Raw genomic sequence first — 20221 nt, forward strand, 5'->3', positions numbered from 1 at the left:
GCACGGCCGGAGCCGGTCGGCTCAGGCTTGCCTGTCCCGGGTGGCACGTTCCAGCGCACGGTCCAGGACGACCAGCAGGGCGTCCCGCACCGAGAGTCGGTCCCGGGCGTCGAACTGCACCAGGGGCACCTGGTCACCGATGGCCAGTGCCCAGCGGATCTCGCTGAGTTCCAGGGCCAGCCGCCCGTCGAAGGCGTTGACCCCGACCACGAACGGCAGCCCGGCCCGTTCGAAGAAGTCGATCGCCGGGAAGCAGTCGTCCAGTCGGGCGCTGTCCACCACGACCAACGCGCCGAGCGCCCCGCGGGCGAGGTCGTCCCACATGAAGCCGAACCGGGCCTGCCCCGGCGTGCCGAACAGGTAGAGCTTCAGACTGCGGTCGATTGTCACGCAGCCGAAGTCCATCGCCACCGTCGTGGTGGTCTTTGTGGAACGGACACCCGGATCGTCCACGCCGATCCCGGCGCTTGTCATCTCGGCCTCGGTGGTCAGGGGAGCGATCTCGGAGATCGCGCCCACGGTGGTGGTCTTGCCCACCCCGAACCCGCCGGCCACCAGAATCTTGACGGGGATCGGCGGCGCCGCCGGCTTACCGACCGGCGGCGGCGACGTTCCCGCGCCGGACGGAGGCTGGTACGGCGGCGGCGGGCCGGCCCGTCCGACTGCCGGCCCGCCTCCCGGCACGGCGTAACGGGCGGCGGCGCTGTTTCCGGCGACCCCGCCGAGCGGGGCGACCGGCCATTCAGGAGATCGCACGGAGTCCATCAATCACTCGCAGGATGAGGTCGGGGTCGGCGGCGTCGTTGCTGTCTGTGACGTGCACGTCCAGGTGTCCGGCCGCCCGTAGGTCGCCGACCAGGACCCGCGTCACGCCGAGGTGCAACCGGGCGCGGGCCGAGATCTCGGCGACCGAGATCGGTTCCGCGCAGAGCGCGATGATCGCCTGGGATTCCGGTGCCAACAGGGCACCGGGCGAGACGGCCGACCACCCGCCGTCCGTACGGGCGGTCACCTGCGTCTCCAGCCCGATCGCCGGGTCGGCGCCCGCCACCCGTCCCGAGGTGAGCACGAACGGACGGGGACCGGCCGCCCGGCCGCCGCCCGGCTCCGGCTCCGGCAGCGGCGATGCCACCACGTCGTCGGCGTCGGTCGGGGGAGCCGTGCGCAGGTACGGGCGGATCCGGACCCCCGGTTCCGGGTCCGGGTCCTCACCGGCGACGTCGGAGGTCACTGCTGAACGGCGTTCTTCAACTCGACGATCAGCCGCGGGGTCAGGGCGCCACCGGCCCGCCCGGCGAAGAGCGTCATCTCGTACGCGACAGTGCCCAGGTTGGCCGACCGGTCGGCGACCACCCCGAGCACCGAACCGCTGCTGATCGCGCTGATCAGCAGGTAGCCGTCGGCCATGTCGACGATCACCCGGTTCAGACCACCCAGCGCGTACCAACTGGCCGCCCCACCGGCGAGACTTGTCATCCCGGAGACCACCGCGGCCAACCGCTCCGCGTTGGACCGGTCCTTGATCGCCGACATGGCCATCAGCAGGCCGTCCGACGAGACCGCGATCGCCTCCAGGACCCCGGCCGTGCCGGAGGTGAAGGAGTCGAGCAACCAGTTGAACGTACGGGCCTCCGGGCTGAGGTCCCCGCTGGCGCCGGACGGGCTCTGGTCGACGTTGTCGTGCAGGAAGGGACTGGTCACCGTGATGATCCTTCTTCGTTCCGGCGGTCTGGGCCGACTTCGCGGAGAGCGCGGGCGACGCCCTCCTCGAACTCGCTTATGCGCTTGCGGACCTCGGCCGGGTCACCGAGGTGGGTACTGGGTGGCTGACAGGCCGGGACGACAGTGAGGTTCGCCCCCGGCACCCGTCGGCTCAGTCGGGGCCGACCCGGGGTGGCGTCGGACGGGCCAGCGCCACCAGCCACCGTAGGGCCGACGCCTCCCGGTGTGCTCGGCAGGTCGACGGTGTTCAGTTCGGCCCGACGTACACCGGCCTGGAACGCCTCGACCAGCGCTCGGGCCGCGGCGGGGTCCGCGCCGGTGGCGTCCACCGGCCGGGTCGGGGTGGCGGCGGCGTGCAGGCTGGCCCCGGGCACCCGCTGCCGGATCCGCGGCGCGCTCGGTGGGCTCGACGGTTCGGGCTCCGGCTCCTGCGGGGTGCTGACGGGCTCCTGCGGCTGGCCGGGGCCGAACGCGTTCCAGGACGGGCTGGCCTCCAGGCTGCGGGTGGCTCGGCTGAGCAGGTCCGAGTCGAAGTGGGCTGGCTCGGGGACGGCCGCCGTGATGGACCGCGCGGCGCGCTCGGAAGCGGCCGCCGTACGCCGGTCCCGCTCCGGCACCGCGGCCCGGGCGACGGTGCTCCCGGCCGGGTCGGCGCGGCGCAGCACAAGTGACGTGGACGGGATCTCCAGGTGTGCCGTCACCCCACCGCCGGCGGTGGCGGCTAGGCCCACCTCCCAGCCGTGCCGGCGGGCCAACCGGCCCACCACGAAGAGACCGAGCACCTCGGTCGGTGCCAGGTCGAGCCGTTCCCGGCGGGTGAACCGGCCGTTCTCCTCGGCCAGCCGTTGTTCGCCCATGCCGATGCCGTGGTCCACGACGGTGATCCGCGCGCCGAGGCCGGACGTGTCGGCGGCCACCAGCACCCGGGTGTGCGGCGGGGAGAAGGCGGTGGCGTTCTCCATGAGTTCGGCAAGCGCCAGGATGAGGTCGCCGACCACCGCCGGCGCAGCCGAGATGCCCGCCGGCACCCGCACCTCCACCCGGGTGTAGTCCTCGATCTCGCCGAGCGCCAAGCGGACCACGTCGGCGAGTGGCACCGGCGCGGTGTGGGCGTCGGCGCCGGCCGATCCGGAGAGCACCACGAGGCTGCCGGCGTTGCGCCGCAACCGGCTGGAGATGTGGTCGAGCCGGTACAGGTGCTCCAGCCGTCCCGGGTCGGCCTCCTGCTGCTCCAGCCGGTCGATGAGCGCGATCTGCCGGCCCACCAGGTTCTGGGTGCGCCGCCCGACGTGGCCGAACATCTGCGCCACGTTGCGTCGGCCGGCGACCTGTCGCTCGACCAGCCGCGCGGCGGTGTTCTGCACCCGGTCGAAGGCCCGCGCCAGGTCGCCGATCTCGTCGTTGGCCCGGATGTCCACCGGTTCCAGCCGGACCGGCTGGGGGCTCTCCCCCTCGTCGTCGGTGACCCGCACCAGCTCCGCCTCGGCGACCCGGGCGACCCGGTCGGCCGAGCGGGTGAGCCGGGTCAGCGGTCGGGCAACCGTCCGCGCCACCACCACGCTGAGCAGCACCACCAGCGTCAGGATCAACACCGCCACGGCACCGACCAGGTACGCGGCCGTCAGCGCGCGCCGCTGCTCGGCGGTCACCTCGGTGAGCACGTCGGCGACCAGCTTCTTCTCGACGAACTGACCGAGCCGGATCATCGTGCGGACGGCTGGGAAGAGCGCCTCGATCGACACGTCGCGGACCGCGGCCGCCGGATCGCGGGCGCTTCTGACCAGGAAGTTGGGGCGGGTACGCGCTTCCACGGCGGCGTCGTTGAGCTGGGCCACCTTGAGCTGTTCGGGCGTGATCAGGCCGCGGTAGCGCGAGTTGTCGACCATGACCGCGGCGATGCACGCCACGTACGCGGCGGTGGTGTCCGAGGTGCCGACCGCCTTGACCAGCAGGCTCAGGGTGGCGCAGGCCGCCAGGCCCTCGTCGGCGCGGAGCAGCCCGTCGAGGGCGAGCACCTGCCGGCCCGCCAACGTGTCGGTGTCCACCCCGACCATCAGCCGCAGTGACTCGATGATCCCCTTGTCGACCGGGTCGAACGCGTCCATCACCTGACCCGGGTTGGCGGTCCTGGCCAGGACGGCCGTGCGCAGGTCGATGAGGCTGGTCACGCCGTCGAGGGCGCCGTCGACCTGGTCGGTCAGCGCGTCACTCCGCGCCGCCCGCAGGTCGGCCACCCGGTCGTCGACGTCCGCGGACTTGCGGACCACCTCGCTGCGCTCGACCTGGCCGAGCAGGAAACCGATTGAGAGGATGCGTTCCTGTTGGAGGTCCTGGACCAGGCTGCCGACCCGGCTGGCGAGCCGTACGCGCTCGGCGGTGTCGCTGGCCCGCTGCGCCGCGGCCACCCGGTCGAGCATCACGGGCACGGCCAGGCCGACCATGCTGAGCAGTGGGATCACCACGAGCAGCGCGAGCTTGCCGCGGATCCGGAGCCTACCGAGCAGCATCGAAGGCCCCCCACTGCGCGGGCTCCGGATCGCGGGCCGCGCCGGCCGGTTGCAGCCCGCGCGGGTCGCTCGGCACCGGTTGCCACGAGTCCGCCGGTGACGGGGCGTCGGCGCTCTCCGCGTGGGTCGCGGCCATGGCCGCCCGGCGACGGGCCCGGCCACGGGCGGCGAGCAGCAGTGCGGCGAGCCAGCTCAGCAGCAGCGCGGCGAGCACCCCGGCCGCGCTGATCAGCCAGCGGTCCCGGTCGAACTCGTCGATGCGCTCGACGAGCAGGGCGTCGAGTTCGGCGAGGATGACCGGCTGAAGTTGGCGGGCCGCGCGGTGCGTGTTGAGCCCGGCGGCGCTCAACTGGCCGGGGTCCACCACGCTCGTGCCCTTGGCCGGGGTGGAGTAGGCGGCCAGTGCCTCAACCGAGCGTTGGTAGGTGTCCAGTGGGGTCAGCACGTTGGCACCGAGATCGGTGCTCTCCGAGCCGTCCACGGCGGAGCGCAGGTTGTCGACGAGGTCACCGGCGGGTGCCAGGGCGGCCACCCGCAGACCGGTCAGCTCCATCAGGCCGCGTGGTTGCTCGGCGGCTGGCCGGCGGGCGACGAGCGTGCCCAGGTCGGCGAGCCGGCCGGCGGCCACCACCGCCTCGGGTAGTTCCTGGCCGGCGCTGTCCTGGAGGAAGAAGGAGTCGGAGACGGGATCGCGTACCAGCCCGGAGCTCTCCCGGACCTTGCGGTGCAGCGCCAGCAGCAGGTCCGAGACCTCGCCGTACGCCGTGTAGGCGGACTCCGGGTCGGCGGGGCTGCGGCCGCGCAGTGCCTCCAGCTTGGCGCGTACCCCGGCCCAGCGTTCCTGGCTGAGCAGCTCGGCGCCGATGCGGGCGTCCACGGCCGCGGCCTCCTCGACCGCCCGGTTCAGCGCGTCGCCGGACACGGGTCGGTTGCTGACCGCGGCGGACTGGGCCTCCACGAGGGCGTCGGTGACCGAGCCCAGGGCGGTGAGGTACTGCACGCCGAGTCGTTCCCGGACGGCCAGGTCCCGGTCGTCGGTGGTCTGCCGCCAGGCGGACGTGACGAGCAGACCCACAGGTGCCAGTAGTGCCCCGATGAGCAGCAACGGCAGCAGTCGGCCCAGGGTGGACGGACGTCGACGGGCCCGCGGCGCGGGGACTGTCATGGTTGTGTCTCCTCCGGCGTGGGGCGCGGATCGGCGCGGCGTCGGGTGACCCGACAAGTCCCGTGCACCGGACCGGAAAACTAACCGACCCCCCTGCTGGTCAGGCGTAGGTGGACGAGTCAGGTTCGCGTCAGTTCGAGCAATGTCACCATTCGCCCGCGTTCCCGACACGCTCTGTTTCATCAGTGGGTGTGACATGGAGGGATCCAGACGGATATCCGTGAAAGATCGGAATTCACGGGATCCGAACTCAACTCACTGGGCCGCGTCGGACATGGCGCGCTCGCTGCCGTCCGCACACCGATCGGGGCAACCGGACAGACGTACGGCGGATCTCAGCCAGCGCTCAGGCTGCGAGCCGTAGCGTGTGCCGCATGACATCGCCGTCGCCGGCCGCGTGGTTCCGGCGTGCCCTGCCCACCCGCCGTCGCGCGATCGCCGCGGCGGCGGTCGTCGTGCTGTTGGCTGCCGCCGTGACCTGGGCGGTGTGGCCGCAGGGACCGGGCGTACGCACCGAGAGCGCGATGCTCACCGTCCGCTCCGGACCGTCCGGCGACCAGCCGGTCGACCTGGACACGACCTTCTACCTCCCGGACGACGCGTCGTCCGGGAGGAAGGTCCCGGCGGTGCTGCTGGCACACGGGTTCGGCGGTACGAAGGAGTCGGTGCGCTCCGACGCGGAGGAGTTCGCCGGGCGGGGCTACGCGGTGCTCACCTGGACGGCCCGGGGCTTCGGTCGCAGCGGCGGTGAGATCCACCTGGACAGTCCGGACCACGAGGTGCGCGACGCTCAGCGGCTGCTGGACTGGTTGGCCGCCCGGCCGGAGGTGCGCACCAACGCCCCCGGTGACCCGCAGGTCGGTGTGGTCGGCGGCTCGTACGGCGGCGGGCTGGCGCTGCTGCTGGCCGCCCAGGACAGCCGGGTCGACGCGATCGTTCCCATGATCACCTGGAACGACCTGTCCCGCGCCTTCCTGCCGGAGAGCACCGGCAAGCCGCCGACCGAGGGCGTGTTCAAGAAGGGCTGGGCGGGTCTGTTCTTCGGCGGCGGCGGCAACGTGGGTTCCGGGCCGGCCGGGCTCTCCGGTGCGACCGCCGCCCAGCCGCAGGGCGCGCCGGCGTCGGCCGGTCCGCCCAGCCCCGGGCCGGGCGCTGGCCCGGGCACCGGTCCCGGTGGCGCCCCGGCCGGTGCCGCCGACCCGTCGTGCGGCCGGTTCGCGGCCGACGTGTGCGCCGCGTACCTGCGGATCGCCACCACCGGCCGCGCCGACCAGGCCGCCGTGGACCTGCTGCGCCGGTCCAGCCCGGCCGGTGTGCTGGACCGGATCAAGGCGCCCACGCTGCTGGTGCAGGGCGAGGCGGACACGCTCTTCCCCCTCGGTGAGGCGGACGCGAACGCGCGCGGCATCGCCGCCGCCGGCACCCCGGTCCGGGTCGCCTGGTTCACCGGCGGGCACGACGGCGGCAGCGGACCCCGCTCGGACGAGGACCGGGTGAAGTTCCTGACCATCACGTGGCTCGACCACTACGTCAAGGGGGAGGGCGACGCGCCCGGCGACGACTTCACCTGGTCGCGGATCGCCGGCTTCGACGCGCTCGACAGGGGTCTGGTCGCCACCGGTTTCCGCCGCGCCGACTACCCGGGCCTGACCGGCAATGCCCACCGGGAGGTCACCGTCGCCGGCCCGGCCCAGCCGATCGCGAACCCGCCGAACGGCAACCCGGCCGCCATCTCCTCGATCCCGTTCGCCGGTGGGCTCACCTCCCTGCTGGACGGCGTGGCCGGTGACGTGCCCGGTCAACACGCCCGGTTCGAGTCGACTCCGCTCGCCGAGGCGGTGGACGTGGCGGGTGCGCCCACCGTCACCCTGCGGGCCGCCTCGCCGACCGGTACGGCGGTGCTCTTCGTCAAGCTCTACGACGTCGACAAGGACGGCGCGGCGACCCTGCCGAACGGGCTGGTCGCCCCGATCCGACTCACCGGTCTGCCGCAGCGCGTGCAGGACGCCAGCCCGGTCACCGTGACGCTGCCCGGGATCGTCCGCCGGGTGGAGGCGGGGCACCGGCTGCGCCTCGTCGTGGCCACCTCCGACCAGGCGTACACCACGCCCGCCGAGCCGACCGTCTACACCGTGTCGGCGGACGGCGCGGTCACCCTGCCCACTGTCGACGGCGAGCCGATCCCCACCGCCGCGACGCTCTGGCGCTGGGTGCTCGCCGGTCTGCTCGCCGCCATCGCGATCGGCCTCGTCGTGGTCGTCGCCGTGCTGCGCCGCCGGCATCGCCGCCAGGACCGGTCGGTGCATCCGGAGTACGCGGACACCCCGTTGGCGGTGCGCGCGCTGCGCAAGGAGTACGCGGACGGCTTCGTGGCGGTGTCGAACGTCGACTTCGAGGTGCACCCCGGTCAGGTGGTGGGTCTGCTCGGACCCAACGGCGCCGGTAAGACCACCACCCTGCGGGTGCTGATGGGGTTGACCCAGCCGACCGCCGGGGAGATCTACGTCTTCGGTCGCCGGCTGGTGCCCGGCTCACCGGTGCTGTCCCGGATCGGCGCGCTTGTCGAGGGCCCCGGCTTCCTGCCGCACCTGTCCGGGCTGGAGAACCTGAGGGCGTACTGGCGGGCCACCGGCCGGCCGTGGGAGGACGCACAGTTCGACGCGGCCCTGGAGATCGCCGGGCTGGGCGACTCCGTGCAGCGGAAGATCAAGAACTACAGCCACGGTATGCGCCAGCGCCTCGCCATCGCCCAGGCCATGCTCGGCCTGCCCGAGCTGCTGGTCTTGGACGAGCCGACCGACGGGCTCGACCCGCCGCAGATCGCCGAGATGCGCCGGGTGCTCCAGCGGTACGCCACGGATGGCCGGGCGGTGCTGGTCTCCAGTCACCTGTTGGCCGAGGTGGAGCAGACGTGCACCCACGCGGTGGTGGTGAACAAGGGCCGGATCGTGGCGTCCGGGCCGGTGGAGGAGATCGTGGGCGAGTCGCCGAGTGTGCTCTTCGACGTGACCGACCCGGTGGCCGCGCGGGCGGTGCTGGACCGGCTGCACGGGGTGCGGGTGCTGCCGGAGAGCGACGGCCAGTTGGTGGTCGACACGAACGGCACGGCACGCAGCGAGGTGGTGGCCGAGCTGGTGCGCGCCGGCATCGGGGTGGACCGGGTGGTGCCGCGGCGCCGCCTGGAAGACGCGTTCCTCGCCCTGGTGGGCGACAACTCTCGGGGAAGCGGTGACCGGTGATGGCTGTTGTCGACGCGGGCGAGGCCCGGGGCTACCGGCCGTCGGGCACCATGCCGTTCGCTGCGGAGTTCCGTCGGCAGGCGTCCCGGCGGCGGACCCAGTTGGCGCTCGGGTTCATGGTGCTGCTGCCGCTGATCATCCTGATCGCGTTCCAGTTCAACTCCGGTGGCGACGACGACAACGGCAACAACGAGTTCGCCAGTCTGGTCGACCTGGCCACCTCCGGCGGGCTCAACTTCACCCTCTTCTCGATCTTCGTGTCGGCGTCGTTCCTGCTCGTGGTGGTCGTCGCGCTGTTCTGCGGCGACACGGTGGCAAGCGAGGCGAGCTGGGGCAGTTTGCGTTACCTGCTGGCGATCCCGGTGCCCCGGGCCAGGTTGTTGGCGGTGAAGCTGGTGGTCGCACTCGCGTACTCGGGACTGGCTCTGGTCCTGTTGGCTGGCACCGCGCTGCTGGCCGGCACTCTGCGCTACGGCTGGTCGCCGCTGCGCAGCACCGTCGCCGCCGAGCTGGAACCCACCGAGGGGCTGCTCCGGTTGCTGGCCGTGCTCGGCTACCTGGCGGTCGTACTGCTGGTGGTGGCCGGGCTGGCGTTCCTGCTGTCGGTGACCACGGACGCCGCGCTCGGCGCGGTCGGCGGTGCGGTGCTGCTCTGGATCCTGTCCAGCATCCTGGACCAGATCACCGCCCTGGGCGCGCTGCGGGACTTCCTGCCCACCCATTTCAGCACCGCCTGGCTGGGGCTGCTCTCGACCCCGGTGCAGACCGACGACGTGGTACGCGGCTGCGTCTCCGCGATCGGTTACGCGACGTTGTTCTGGGGGCTGGCGTTCTGGCGCTTCACCCGCAAGGACATCACGTCGTAGCGGCGGGGCTCACAGCCGGCTGTCGGGTGGGCTCACCGACGACGGCACCGCGCTGGGCGTCGGCGGCGGGGCCGGCCGGGTCGGTGCCGGCGCCGGCGAGTCGGCCTTCTTCCAGGCGCTGACGCCGATCCGACCGGTGTTGCCCAGGTCGATCGGGCCGTCCGGGTCCACCTCTTCGCCCGGCTGCCCGGCGGCGGGTGCCACCGTCAGGTACTCGCCGTTGGTGGCCACCACTGTCGAATCGGTGACCAGGTTGCGCCAGAGCACCACGGCAGTGGCCCGTTCGTTCGGGGCGAGGGTGAGCTTCCGGGGCGGTTGGTCGAAGCCCGAAGTGATCTCCTTGCCGCCGTTGACCACGCGCAGCATGATCGGCTCGTGCTGCTCGTCGAACACGTGCAGCACCGGGTACCCGTTGAGCTGGTAGGGGCGGTCACCGCAGTTGACCAGCTCCAAGCCGAGGGCGCGTAGGCCCATTGCGGCGTCCCCGCCGGTGGAGCGGATCCGGACACCGGAGGCCGGGCACTCGACCGGCGGGTCGGTGCTCGTGGACCGGCTCGGCGGCGTCGGCGGCGGGCTCGGAGGGTCCCCGCCCTGGCCCCGATGATCGGCCGGTACACAGGCGCCGAGCGTGAGCGCTGACGCGAGCGCCACGAACGCCCTGCTGGCCCGACGTGGTGCTGCCCTGTTGCGGGAGATCATGTGGCGATCCTCGCGTACGTGGGCGGCTCACCGTCGCCCGGCCCTGCCCGGGGTCCCCTCTGCCGCCACGTCGGTGGGAGGACCTCTTCGGGTGCCTTTGGAGCTGAATCGTCTGCGTCATCACCCGGTACCGGCAGTCCTTGTCCCCACGGTCGGTCACCACCGGTCGTGAACGCCCCAGCGTGGTCGCGCAGGTCTCAACCGTGATGGTCGGGCCTTGCGAGTGCGCCTCCGTGGTCGGCGCAGGAGAGCTGGCCGAGCCCGAGCTGACCGCCCGAACCGGGCGGCTCGACCTGCGGTACCCACAGTATGGGAGCGTGCCCACGGCGGACGAAGCTGCCGGAATTTGGGAGTAGTCGCAGCTCAGAGGCGTGGAGGCGGCCTTGCGTCGCCGAGAACGCTCGACGCGGGGCCGCGGCCGCCGGTACATTCCGACCGGGGACTTTCCCACTGACAAGGAATTTATAAACTTCGATGGTTTCATGCCTCACATTGAAGGGATCAGATTCCTTCGATGGAGGTACCGATGAACGTTCCTCGGCTCGGCGGGCCGACCCTGTCCCTGTTCCGCATCGTGATCGGCCTGCTGTTCACGTTGCACGGCCTCACCTCGGTCTTCGGGTTGTTCGGCGGCAACCCGATGACCGGTGAGGCGATAGCGCTCGGCACCTGGCCGGGCTGGTGGGCCGCGCTGATCCAGCTGGTCTGCGGCACCCTGGTGCTGGCCGGGCTCTTCACCCGACCCGCCGCTCTTCTCGCATCCGGCTCGATGGCGTACGCCTACTTCGTCGTGCACCAACCGGATCATGTGCTGCCCCTGCGCAACGGTGGTGAGCTGTCGGCGCTCTTCTGCTGGTCGTTCCTGCTGGTCGCGGCCCTCGGCCCGGGTTCCTGGGCGCTCGACAACCTGCTCGCCCGTCGCCGCGACGTTCGGTCCGTTCCAGCGGTGCCGGTGGCCGAGCCCGGCTCGATGGTCGTTTGACCGCACCCGTACCGCGTCGCCGGGGCCTCGACGAGGTGGCTCCGGCGACGCGTCCGGTCGGGGGTCGCCCCCGGAGTGGTCTGTCTGCCCGGGGTGTAGCGGAACCCGGCTCTGCGCTGATGTCGTGAACGATTCAGCTCCATAGCGTGCGCGGGTGGCAGGTCTCACCCGCCCCGCGAGCGCCGGGGGGCGAAGGGCGAGAGCTGGGGGCGGCGAAGCGGGAGCGTCAGGCCGGCGTGCGCGTGCCGAGGACCGCGTCCAGCAGGCCCGGGTAGAGCTTGTCCAGCTCGTCGCGGCGGAGTCGGACCAGGCGGCTGGTGCCGGCGGCCCGGGTGCGGGTCAGGCCGGCCTCGCGCAGCACCTTGAGGTGGTGGCTGCGGGTCGCCTTGGAGACGCCGAAGTCGAAGCTGCCGCAGGTCGCCTCGCCGCCCTCGACAAGCGCCCGCACGATCTGTAGCCGCACGTCGTCGGCGAGTGCGGCAAGCACTGTGGTGACCGGTACGTCGGTCAGGTCGGGTTCGTGCGGCTCCATGTGACCAGTGTAACCCTTGTTCGACAACTATCGAACAACACCCTATGGTCGGTGTCGTTGGTTCGACGATACTCGAACATTGGAGTTGACCATGCGACCCCGTGCCGCCGCCTATCCTCTGCTCGCCGTGCTCGGCTGGGGCGTGATGTTCCCGGTCCTGGCCAGTGCCCTGACCCGGGTCGACCCACTCAACCTGACCACCGCCCGCTACCTGCTCGCCAGCGTCGTCCTGGTCGCCATCCTGCTGCTGCGCGAAGGTGCCGGCGCGCTGCGCCACGGCGGCCGGACGGGCGAGATCCTGCTGCTCGGCGTGGTCGGCTTCGCCGGCTTCAACGTGCTCACCAACCTCGCGCTCGAACACGCCGCCCCGCAGCAGATCGCCCTCTTCGTGGCCACCACCCCGCTGATCACCCAGTTGGTCCGCTGGGCCCGTGACGGCGTACGGCCGAAGCCGCTCCTGCTGGCCCTCTCCCTGGTGGCGCTCCTCGGAGTCGGCCTGGTGATCACCCGCGGGAGCCTGGCCGGGCTCGGCCAGTTCGGTCTCGGTGGGCTGATGATGATCGGCGCGGTGCTCGGCTGGGGCATCTACACGCACGGTGCCAGCCGGTTCGGCGACTGGTCGCCGCTGCGCTTCACGACCCTGACCGCGCTCGCCGGCACGGCGGCCATGCTGGCCGCGAGCATCGGCGCGGACGCCGTCGGCTGGCAGCACGCGCCGGCCGCCGCCGACCTCGCGGCGGTCACCCCACAACTGGCGTACGCCGTGGTCATCGGCGCGGTGGTCGCGGTCCTGGCCTGGAACACCGGTGTGCAGCGGCTCGGTGCCGCCAACGCCGCGCTGTTCATGAACCTGGTCCCGGTCACCACCTTCGCGGTGCAGATCGCCCGCGGCTACCGCCCGGAGCCGATCGAGCTGGCCGGGGCCGCCATCACCATCGGTGCGCTTGTCGCCGCGAACCTCGCCACCAGGGCGCGGACCCGGCCTTCGCCGTCGCCGCGGTCGACCGCGATCACCGACCAGGTCGCGGTGGTCGACCCCGTCGCGGTGAGCGCCCGCTGACCCCACCCGCCGTCGTCCCACGCCCCAGCGGCGGGGGAGATAGCGGCGGCGCATCCGTGGCACGATGAGCCGCCTGCCCCTGCCACCGATCGTGCGGTCGGCCATCCAGCGAGGGGCATCGTCGTGACGTCGATCGAGAGCAGCCGATGAGCCCCGTGCAGCGCGCCGTGGTCGTCCTGGTGTCCGTCATGACCGGGCTCGTCCTCGTGTGGGGTGCGATATGGCTGGTCGCCGGGGACGGGCGGCCCACCGGTGGCGCCATCGCGGTCGCCGGCTGGATTCTGGTGGCGGTGCTTGTCGCCTTCGGTGCCGTGACGATCTATCTCGGGAAGCGCCGCCGCCGGTAACTGGCTGAGTTGCTCGGCTCACAGCGTGGGATCCGCGGTAGAGGCGGCGGACATAGTTGCCTAGACTCGACTGCACAACTGCATACCTCATCCAGAGGGGCTGAGGGATACGGCCCGACGACGCCCCGGCAACCACCCCGCGCGCTCATCGCTGAGCGACCCGCGGGGCAGGTGCCAATTCCGTCCCCGCCGCACGGTGCGATGTGGGGAAAGATGAGAGGACTCTCGACATGACGTCGACGCTCGCCGCCTCCGGCATCGACACCTCCGCCAGCCCCGCCCGCGCACTGGTCTGTCGTGCCTGCTCGGCCCGTTACCCGCTCGTCGCCCAGCACGCCTGCTACGAGTGTTTCGGCCCGCTTGAGGTCGACTACGACACCGCCGCACTGGCCACCGTCACCCGCGAGCAGATCGAGGCCGGCCCGGAGAACATCTGGCGCTACGCCGCACTGCTCCCCGCCGGTCAGGACCCGGCCACCCGGGTCACCCTCGACCCGGGGCTGACCCCGCTGGTGGCGGCCCCGCGCCTCGCCGCCGAGCTGGGCATCACCGCACCGCTGTGGGTCAAGGACGACAGCGGCAACCCGACCCACTCGTTCAAGGACCGGGTCGTCTCGGTGGCGCTCACCGCCGCGAAGGCGCTCGGTTTCACCCGGTTCGCCTGCGCGTCGACGGGCAACCTGGCCAACTCGGTGGCCGCGCACGCCGCCCGTGCGGGGGTGCCGTCGGTGGTCTTCATCCCCAGCGACCTGGAGCAGGGCAAGGTCATCACCACCGCCGTCTACGGCGGCGAGCTGGTCGCCATCGACGGCTCCTACGACGACGTCAACCGGCTCTGCGGCGAGCTGGTGGAGACCGACGAATTCGAGGACACCGCGTTCGTCAACGTGAACGTCCGGCCGTACTACGCGGAGGGGTCCAAGACCCTCGGCTACGAGGTGGCCGAGCAGCTCGGCTGGCGCATCCCGGCGCAGGTGGTCATCCCGATGGCCAGCGGCGAACTGCTCACCAAGATCGACAAGGCGTTCTCCGAGCTGGTGGAGATCGGCCTGGTCGAGGCGCCGGCCGGCGGCTGGAAGGTCTTCGGAGCGCAGTCCGCCGGCTGCAACCCGATCGCCGTCGCGCTGCACGACGACAGCGACACGATCATCCCGGTCAAGCCCACCGGCATCGCCAAGTCGCTGAACATCGGCGACCCGGCCGCCGGCGTCTACGCCCTGGAGGCGGTCCGCCGCACCGGCGGCTGGATGGAGTACGCCGACGACGACGAGATCCGCGCCGGCATCCGCGATCTGGCCCGCACCACAGGTGTCTTCGCCGAAACCGCAGGCGGGGTGACCGTGGCGGTGCTCCGCAAGCTTGTCGAATCCGGTCGGCTCGACCCGACGGCGGAGACCGTCGTGTTCAACACCGGCGAGGGTCTGAAGACCGTCGACGCGGTGGCCGGCCAGGTCGGACCGACCCACCACATCAAGCCCTCGCTGCGCGCCGCCCGCGACGCCGGCCTCCTCGGCTGACCCGGCCCGCCGGGTCGGCCCGTTGATCCACTCGGGTTCCTGGAAGCCGCGGTAATCGCCCGGCCCGGACACCCCGTTCTCAGGAAACCCGAGTGGATCAAACGTGTAACTGGGGTTTCGCTGTGAGTATGGAAAACCCGCCCCTGCGGACTTGACGGCAGGAACCGGACGGCGCAAGATGCTCCGTGCGGGAGGGCATTTCGCCGAAGACTTTTGAAGTTCTTGCGACCCAACGCCGGAGGCGTTGTGCGAGTGTCCCTCCCGACCACGTTCGATCGGGCCAGCGAATAATTCGCTGGCCCGATCGCTTTCCCGGGCGCACGCTCAGCGGCATGAGCATCACCATCGCGACGTTCGACGGCGCCGACCGAGCCGCCGTCGACGAGGCGTACCTGATCGGCGTGGCGGCCCACGACGTCGATCTGCCGGACCTCCCACCCTTCTGCCGGCGACGCTTCGACGCGTTGTTCCACACGCCGATGCCCGGCACCAGGTCGCTCTGGGCGCTGGCTCGGCTCGACGGGGTCCCGGCCGGTTACCTCCAGCTGGACCTGCCCTACCTCGACAACACCGACAACGCCACCGCCGAACTGACGGTGCATCCCGAGCTGCGGCGGCGGGGCGTCGGCCGGGCGCTGCACGAGCACGGGGTACGCCTCCTGCGCGAGAACGGCCGCAAGCGGGTGGTCGCGATGGCCGTCTCCGCGCTGCCCGACGGGCCAGCCCGAAGCGCGGCGGGCGACGCGTTCGCCGCCGCCACCGGCGCCCAGCCCGCCCTCACCGAGGTGCGTCGCCGGCTCGACGTCGACGCGATCGACCGGGTCGCGCTGCGGGCGGCGCTGGCCGAGGCCCGGCCGCGAGCCGAGGGCTACCGGTCGGTCTGCTGGCAGGGGGCAGCCCCGCAGGAGTACGTCGCCGACATCGCCTACCTGGACGGCCGGCTGCTCACGGACGCGCCGATGGGTGACGTGCAGTGGGACCCGGAGCAGGTGGACGCCGAGCGCATCCGTGGCAACGAACGGGCGTTGGACGCCAAGGGCCGGCGGTGCTACCACCTCGGGATGCTCCACGAGGCGTCCGGCCGGCTGGTCGCCTGGACCCTCCTGGACGTGGGCGCCTCCGCCGACTGGCACGCCTTCCAGCAGATCACCATCGTCGACCCGGATCACCGTGGGCACCGGCTCGGTCTCATCGCCAAGGCCGAGAACCTGCACCACCTGCTCACCCACGAGCCGGCCGTCCGGGTGATCGACACCTGGAACGCGACGAGCAACAGCTACATGGTGGCGATCAACGAGCAACTCGGCTTCCGCCCGGTGGACGCCTGGACCGACTGGCAGCTCACGCTCTGACCCGGCCGGTCACTCGTCCGGCCGTTCCCAGCGCTCGACCAGCTCGCAGATCGCGGCCTGGAAGTCGTCGTCAGGCGTGAACCGGTGGCCCTGCACCGGAGGGGGCACCGTGTCGGTCGGTGGGATGAGCAGCCCCTTCGGATCCCGTACCCGGCGGTCGACCCGGGCGGCAGGGTCGTCGGGTCCGTCGACGTACGGGGCGAACACCGGTCCGCCCACCGCGTCGGTGTACCGCCACAGGTTGATCCACCGCCAGGCCACCCGGCCGCCGACCTCGCGCAACATCTCGTCGCTGACGTACGCCGGGAAGATCCGCCGGTACCGGTTTCCGAGCGGGGCGCCGTAGGTGAGCAGGGCCACCCGCCGGCGGCAGCGGTCGGGGAGCTGGAGGATCGTCACCGCCGCGAGCACGCTGCCGTGACTCTGCCCGGACAGCACCACCGCGTTCCCGTCGGCGGTGAGCTGGCCGATCCGGCGGGCCAGCTCCGGGACCGCCCGCTCGACGTAGCACGGCGGGGCGAGCGGGTGTGCGGCACGCGGCCAGAAGGTGGCCAGCTCCCAGAGCACCCCGACCAGCCGGATCGCGCCGGATCGGTAGGCGACGAGTCCCATCACCGCGAGGACCGTGGCGAACAGCCCGATCAGCAGGGCGCCCAGGTCGGTCACGAAGATCACCGGACGGGCCAGCGACTCGCCGCCGAGTCTCAGCGCGAGCGCACCCGGGCCGGGACCGATCACCGAGAGCCCGGCCGCCGCCAGGGTGAGCAGTAGCAACACCACGTACGCGGCGGCCAGCATTGGCCCGAGCCGATCCGTCAGCCTGGCACGCACGATCACGTCCCGGACGGCCCGGGCCCGTTCGGGGGCCGCCCGGGACGCTTCCGGGTAGTCCCGCCGGACCAGATCCTCGGCCTCCCGACGCCGGCGATTCCGGCTGATCCGGGGTATGAGCAGGGCCGTCACGAGCACCAGGACCGTGGCGAGGGTGAAGCCGAGGGCTACCCAGCGGTAGGCGATCGGCGGCGACAGCGGTGGCGCCCCGGGCGGCAGCGGCCGGGCGGGCGTCGGGCTGGAACCACGGTCCAGATACTCGGCGAGCCCGTAGGTCAGGCCCGAGTCGTAGGCGACGCCCAGCCCGATCGCGATGGTTGTCAGCACCGGCGCGCCCAGCCCGACCAGCAGGAAGAGGGGCCGGGGAAGGGCGCGGCGCTGCACCACGACCACCAGGCCCAGCATGGCGAGCAGTGCCACCTGCCCGGCGAACAGTCCAGCGGCCATCGTCCCGTACCCGGGCAACACCCCCTCGGCCTTCCACGGCGGCCGTGGCAGCAACGCGTACCCCAGGGTCAGTGCGGTGAGCGCGACGGCCACCCAGCGGATCGTCCGCGAACTTCGCTGGTCCCGCTCTCCGCGCCGCTCGATCGCCGGCCGGCAGAGCAACACCACCGCGCCGGCGAGCAGCGCCACATCCGCGGCCAGCAGCAGCCAGCCGGGCACTGTGGCGTCGTGCGGCGCCAGAACCAGCAGCAGGGTCATGTCGAGCGTGCCCAGCGCCACCGCGACGTGCACCGAGCGCAGGCGACGCAGCAGTGAGCGGGTGTCCCAGAAGGCGGGCGCGTCGAGCCGGTCCGCACCCACGCCGGGTGGGTGGTTGCCGTCCTCGGGGAGCTGCCAGGTCCGGGCACCGAGTCGCCAGATCAGGACGATCGCGATGATCGGCGGTACGGCCAGCAGCGCGAGTCGCTGCCCGGGCGGCACGCCGCCCAGCCAGGAGATCTCCCGCCGCCCCTCCAGGCACCTCGGGTAGGCCGCGCACTGCCACGCGATCAGGTCGAGGGACACCCCGACGGTGGAGAGCACGTACATCGCGGTCACCGTCGCGGCCAGCAGCCGGCACAGCGCCCGACCGGCACGGCCACGGCGACCGGTTACCGGCAGCATCCAGACCGCGATGTTGCTGAGCATGAACGGCAGGAGCAGGACCAGGGAGAACGTTCGAGTGGCGGTGCCGCCGGTCAACCGGCTCCAGCGGTACGCCTCAAGCGTCACCCCGTTGCGGTCGGCGGGGGAACCGTAGCCGGGCCGTGGCCGGTAGAAGCCGGCGTTGTCGTCTCCCGCGACCCGCGCGACGATCGGTCGATCGAGGATCGTCTCGGGCCCCTTGTCGGCGACCCCGTGCACCCGGATCTCGGTGATCCTCACCCGCCGCCCTCCCCTGGCCGGCTTTCCTGGCCGGAAGGCCCGGGGTTACCCGCTGCCGCCCCGGGCAACCCCGGTGCCGTCGGCCATTGGCGCTTCTGCTCCCGACTCCGACTGCGGCATGAGCCGCTGTCGGGCATTCGCGCTACTGCTCGCGGACCGGACTCAGGCATGAGCCGCTGTCGGGCATTCGCGCTACTGCTCGCGGACCGGACTCAGGCATGATGGCGGGCATGACGGAGACCCCGCATCCCCTGTACGACAGGCACGCCGACACCCTCAACCGTGCGCTGACCGCGATCACGGAGCGGGGCTACTGGTCCGCCTATCCCGAATCCCCAAGCCCTCGGGTGTACGGCGAGACCGCCGCCGCCGACGGCAAGGCCGCCTTCGAGGCGTACCTCGGTGGTGACTTTCCGCTCGACCAGCCGGGCACCGGTGCACGGGTCGCCACCGAGGCGAGCCCGTTCGGGGTGGAGCTGGCGGTGCGTTACCCGCATGCCGGCCCCGGCGAGTTGATCGACGCCGCCTCCGCCGCGCTGCCGGCCTGGCGCGACGCCGGCCCGCAGGCCCGGGTGGGGGTCTGCCTGGAGATCCTCGACCGGCTGCACAAGCACATCTTCGAGCTGGCCAACGCGGTGCAGTTCACCAGCGGGCAGGCGTTCGTGATGGCCTTCCAGGCCGGCGGCGCGCACGCGCTGGACCGGGCCCTTGAGGCGTTGGCGTACGCGTACGCCGAGATGACCCGGCACCCGGGCACGGCCGGCTGGGAGAAGTCCGCCGGCAAGGGCGACCCGCTGCGGATGACCAAGACGTTCCACGTGGTGCCGCGTGGGGTGGCGCTGGTGATCGGGTGCAACACCTTCCCGACCTGGAACTCCTACCCGGGGCTGTTCGCCTCGCTCGTCACCGGCAACCCGGTGCTCGTCAAGCCGCACCCGCGCGCGGTGCTGCCGCTTGCCATCACCGTGAAGTACGCCCGGGAGGTGCTGGCCGAGGCCGGGTTCGACCCGAACCTGATCATGCTGGCGGCCGAGGCGCCCGGTGAGAAGCTCGCCAGCGACCTGGCCCTGCACCGCGCCGTGAAGATCGTCGACTTCACCGGCTCCACCGAGTACGGCGACTGGCTGGAGACGCACGCCCGGCAGGCATCGGTCTACACCGAGAAGGCCGGTCTGAACACTGTCGTCATCGACTCCACCGACGACTTCGCCGGCATGTGCCGCAACCTCGGCTTCACGCTGACCCTGTACAGCGGTCAGATGTGCACCACCTCGCAGAACATCCTCATCCCGGCCGGTGGTATCGAGACCGACCAAGGGCACAAGAGCTTCGACGAGGTGGCCGGCGGGATCGCGGCTGCGGTCGGCAAGCTCACCGCCGACCCCGCCCGGGGTGTCGAGCTGACCGGCGCCATCGTCAACGACGGGGTGCTGGAGCGGCTGGCCGAGGTCACCAAGGTGGGTGAGCCGGTGCTGGAGTCACGGGCCGTTACCCACCCGGCGTACGCCGACGCGGTGGTGCGTACCCCGACGATCGTGAAGCTGACCGCGGACGACGCGGAGACGTACGGCCGGGAGTGGTTCGGGCCGATCTCGTTCGCCATCGCGACCGACTCCACAGCGCACAGCCTGGAGTTGCTGCGCCGCACGGTCGGCGAGAAGGGCGCGCTCACCGCGGGGGTCTACTCCACCGACGAGGCGGTGCTGGACGCCACCGAGGCGGTGGCGGTCGAGGTCGGGGTGCACCTGTCCTGCAACCTCACCGGCGGGGTCTTCGTCAACCAGTCGGCGGCGTTCTCCGACTTCCACGGCAGTGGCGCCAACGCGGCGGCCAACTCGGCGCTGACGGACGGGGCTTACGTTTCGAATCGCTTCCGGATCGTTCAGTCGCGGCGTCACGTGTAGTGGTTGCGGTGGGGTTTCCGGGGCAGCCCGACCCGCTCCGGGCGGTCAGGCTTGATCCCTGCGCGGGTCGGCACAAACGTCAAACTGCCCCGGCGACGCCGGACCGCACGGTCGATCAGGACGGCGC

Annotated in this window: 16 protein-coding genes and 1 riboswitch; of the genes, 8 read left to right on the forward strand and 8 right to left on the reverse strand. The window is 72.0% G+C overall.

Features of this window, described 5'->3' with window-relative positions; all coding sequences use genetic code 11:
- Window positions 1–21 precede the first annotated feature (21 nt).
- The 5 genes from AB0F61_RS05775 to AB0F61_RS05795 are packed head-to-tail and all read right to left on the reverse strand — an operon-like array spanning window position 22 to window position 5394.
- On the reverse strand, window positions 22–765 hold the full coding sequence (locus AB0F61_RS05775) for an ATP/GTP-binding protein (protein ID WP_357803649.1): 744 nt from the start codon (window positions 763–765) through the stop codon (window positions 22–24).
- The gene (locus AB0F61_RS05780) at window positions 743–1231 is read right to left on the reverse strand and encodes a DUF742 domain-containing protein (protein WP_357803651.1); all 489 of its coding nucleotides are present in this window, start codon (window positions 1229–1231) and stop codon (window positions 743–745) included. Before AB0F61_RS05780 ends, AB0F61_RS05775 begins: the two co-directional genes overlap by 23 nt.
- Window positions 1228–1701 carry a roadblock/LC7 domain-containing protein gene (locus AB0F61_RS05785; RefSeq protein WP_357803653.1) on the reverse strand — a complete coding sequence of 158 codons (474 nt, stop codon included), beginning with the start codon at window positions 1699–1701 and terminating at the stop codon, window positions 1228–1230. The genes AB0F61_RS05780 and AB0F61_RS05785 overlap by 4 nt, the downstream gene beginning before the upstream one ends.
- Entirely contained in the window at window positions 1698–4229 is a 2532-nt protein-coding gene (locus AB0F61_RS05790; RefSeq protein WP_357803654.1) for a sensor histidine kinase, read from the reverse strand. Before AB0F61_RS05790 ends, AB0F61_RS05785 begins: the two co-directional genes overlap by 4 nt.
- Window positions 4216–5394, reverse strand: a complete 1179-nt coding sequence (locus AB0F61_RS05795; protein ID WP_357803656.1) for a hypothetical protein — start codon at window positions 5392–5394, stop codon at window positions 4216–4218. The genes AB0F61_RS05790 and AB0F61_RS05795 overlap by 14 nt, the downstream gene beginning before the upstream one ends.
- Before the next feature lie 374 nt (window positions 5395–5768).
- Here AB0F61_RS05795 and AB0F61_RS05800 point away from each other — a divergent pair, with 374 nt between their 5' ends.
- Both AB0F61_RS05800 and AB0F61_RS05805 read left to right on the forward strand, forming a co-directional pair.
- The gene (locus AB0F61_RS05800) at window positions 5769–8633 is read left to right on the forward strand and encodes an alpha/beta fold hydrolase (protein ID WP_357803657.1); all 2865 of its coding nucleotides are present in this window, start codon (window positions 5769–5771) and stop codon (window positions 8631–8633) included.
- Window positions 8633–9499 (forward strand): ABC transporter permease subunit, encoded by an 867-nt coding sequence (locus AB0F61_RS05805; RefSeq protein WP_357803658.1) that lies wholly within the window; start codon window positions 8633–8635, stop codon window positions 9497–9499. Before AB0F61_RS05800 ends, AB0F61_RS05805 begins: the two co-directional genes overlap by 1 nt.
- A 9-nt stretch (window positions 9500–9508) precedes the next feature.
- Here AB0F61_RS05805 and AB0F61_RS05810 read toward each other — a convergent pair whose 3' ends face one another.
- Window positions 9509–10198: a DUF4232 domain-containing protein gene (locus tag AB0F61_RS05810; protein WP_357803660.1), complete on the reverse strand. Its 690-nt coding sequence runs from the start codon at window positions 10196–10198 to the stop codon at window positions 9509–9511.
- 526 nt (window positions 10199–10724) lie between these two features.
- Here AB0F61_RS05810 and AB0F61_RS05815 point away from each other — a divergent pair.
- Entirely contained in the window at window positions 10725–11180 is a 456-nt protein-coding gene (locus AB0F61_RS05815) for a DoxX family protein (RefSeq protein ID WP_357803662.1), read from the forward strand.
- Window positions 11181–11406: 226 nt separating this feature from the next.
- Here the strand turns inward: AB0F61_RS05815 and AB0F61_RS05820 are convergent, their stop codons facing one another.
- Window positions 11407–11712, reverse strand: a complete 306-nt coding sequence (locus AB0F61_RS05820) for a metalloregulator ArsR/SmtB family transcription factor (RefSeq protein WP_357803663.1) — start codon at window positions 11710–11712, stop codon at window positions 11407–11409.
- Window positions 11713–11803: 91 nt separating this feature from the next.
- Here AB0F61_RS05820 and AB0F61_RS05825 point away from each other — a divergent pair, with 91 nt between their 5' ends.
- From AB0F61_RS05825 to AB0F61_RS05840, 4 genes are all read left to right on the forward strand, one after another.
- The gene (locus AB0F61_RS05825; RefSeq protein ID WP_357803665.1) at window positions 11804–12772 is read left to right on the forward strand and encodes a DMT family transporter; all 969 of its coding nucleotides are present in this window, start codon (window positions 11804–11806) and stop codon (window positions 12770–12772) included.
- A 146-nt stretch (window positions 12773–12918) separates the two neighbouring features.
- Window positions 12919–13119, forward strand: a complete 201-nt coding sequence (locus AB0F61_RS05830; protein WP_357803666.1) for a hypothetical protein — start codon at window positions 12919–12921, stop codon at window positions 13117–13119.
- Window positions 13120–13203: 84 nt separating this feature from the next.
- Window positions 13204–13339, forward strand: a riboswitch (SAM riboswitch).
- 10 nt (window positions 13340–13349) lie between these two features.
- On the forward strand, window positions 13350–14636 hold the full coding sequence (thrC, locus tag AB0F61_RS05835; protein WP_357803667.1) for a threonine synthase: 1287 nt from the start codon (window positions 13350–13352) through the stop codon (window positions 14634–14636).
- A 332-nt stretch (window positions 14637–14968) separates the two neighbouring features.
- Window positions 14969–15988 (forward strand): GNAT family N-acetyltransferase, encoded by a 1020-nt coding sequence (locus AB0F61_RS05840; protein WP_357803669.1) that lies wholly within the window; start codon window positions 14969–14971, stop codon window positions 15986–15988.
- A gap of 9 nt (window positions 15989–15997) precedes the next feature.
- On the opposite strand, the gene AB0F61_RS05845 is transcribed toward AB0F61_RS05840, so the two are convergent.
- Complete coding sequence (locus AB0F61_RS05845) at window positions 15998–18190, reverse strand: hypothetical protein (RefSeq protein WP_357803670.1); 2193 nt, start codon at window positions 18188–18190, stop codon at window positions 15998–16000.
- 230 nt (window positions 18191–18420) lie between these two features.
- Between AB0F61_RS05845 and paaN the strand changes: the two genes are divergently transcribed.
- The gene (paaN, locus tag AB0F61_RS05850) at window positions 18421–20094 is read left to right on the forward strand and encodes a phenylacetic acid degradation protein PaaN (protein ID WP_357803671.1); all 1674 of its coding nucleotides are present in this window, start codon (window positions 18421–18423) and stop codon (window positions 20092–20094) included.
- Window positions 20095–20221 lie beyond the last annotated feature (127 nt).

Source organism: Micromonospora sp. NPDC023888 (genome assembly GCF_040639415.1).
Taxonomy (GTDB): Bacteria; Actinomycetota; Actinomycetes; order Mycobacteriales; family Micromonosporaceae; genus Micromonospora.

What these genes read in the sequence shown, in the direction of transcription:
- AB0F61_RS05800 (WP_357803657.1), top strand. Translation starts at nt 5,769, where the DNA reads ATGACATCGCCGTCGCCGGCCGCGTGGTTCCGGCGTGCCCTGCCCACC.
- thrC (WP_357803667.1), top strand. Translation starts at nt 13,350, where the DNA reads ATGACGTCGACGCTCGCCGCCTCCGGCATCGACACCTCCGCCAGCCCC.
- AB0F61_RS05795 (WP_357803656.1), bottom strand. Translation starts at nt 5,394, where the DNA reads ATGACAGTCCCCGCGCCGCGGGCCCGTCGACGTCCGTCCACCCTGGGC.
- AB0F61_RS05830 (WP_357803666.1), top strand. Translation starts at nt 12,919, where the DNA reads ATGAGCCCCGTGCAGCGCGCCGTGGTCGTCCTGGTGTCCGTCATGACC.
- paaN (WP_357803671.1), top strand. Translation starts at nt 18,421, where the DNA reads ATGACGGAGACCCCGCATCCCCTGTACGACAGGCACGCCGACACCCTC.
- AB0F61_RS05805 (WP_357803658.1), top strand. Translation starts at nt 8,633, where the DNA reads ATGGCTGTTGTCGACGCGGGCGAGGCCCGGGGCTACCGGCCGTCGGGC.
- AB0F61_RS05840 (WP_357803669.1), top strand. Translation starts at nt 14,969, where the DNA reads ATGAGCATCACCATCGCGACGTTCGACGGCGCCGACCGAGCCGCCGTC.
- AB0F61_RS05810 (WP_357803660.1), bottom strand. Translation starts at nt 10,198, where the DNA reads ATGATCTCCCGCAACAGGGCAGCACCACGTCGGGCCAGCAGGGCGTTC.
- AB0F61_RS05815 (WP_357803662.1), top strand. Translation starts at nt 10,725, where the DNA reads ATGAACGTTCCTCGGCTCGGCGGGCCGACCCTGTCCCTGTTCCGCATC.
- AB0F61_RS05825 (WP_357803665.1), top strand. Translation starts at nt 11,804, where the DNA reads ATGCGACCCCGTGCCGCCGCCTATCCTCTGCTCGCCGTGCTCGGCTGG.
- AB0F61_RS05775 (WP_357803649.1), bottom strand. Translation starts at nt 765, where the DNA reads ATGGACTCCGTGCGATCTCCTGAATGGCCGGTCGCCCCGCTCGGCGGG.
- AB0F61_RS05820 (WP_357803663.1), bottom strand. Translation starts at nt 11,712, where the DNA reads ATGGAGCCGCACGAACCCGACCTGACCGACGTACCGGTCACCACAGTG.
- AB0F61_RS05790 (WP_357803654.1), bottom strand. Translation starts at nt 4,229, where the DNA reads ATGCTGCTCGGTAGGCTCCGGATCCGCGGCAAGCTCGCGCTGCTCGTG.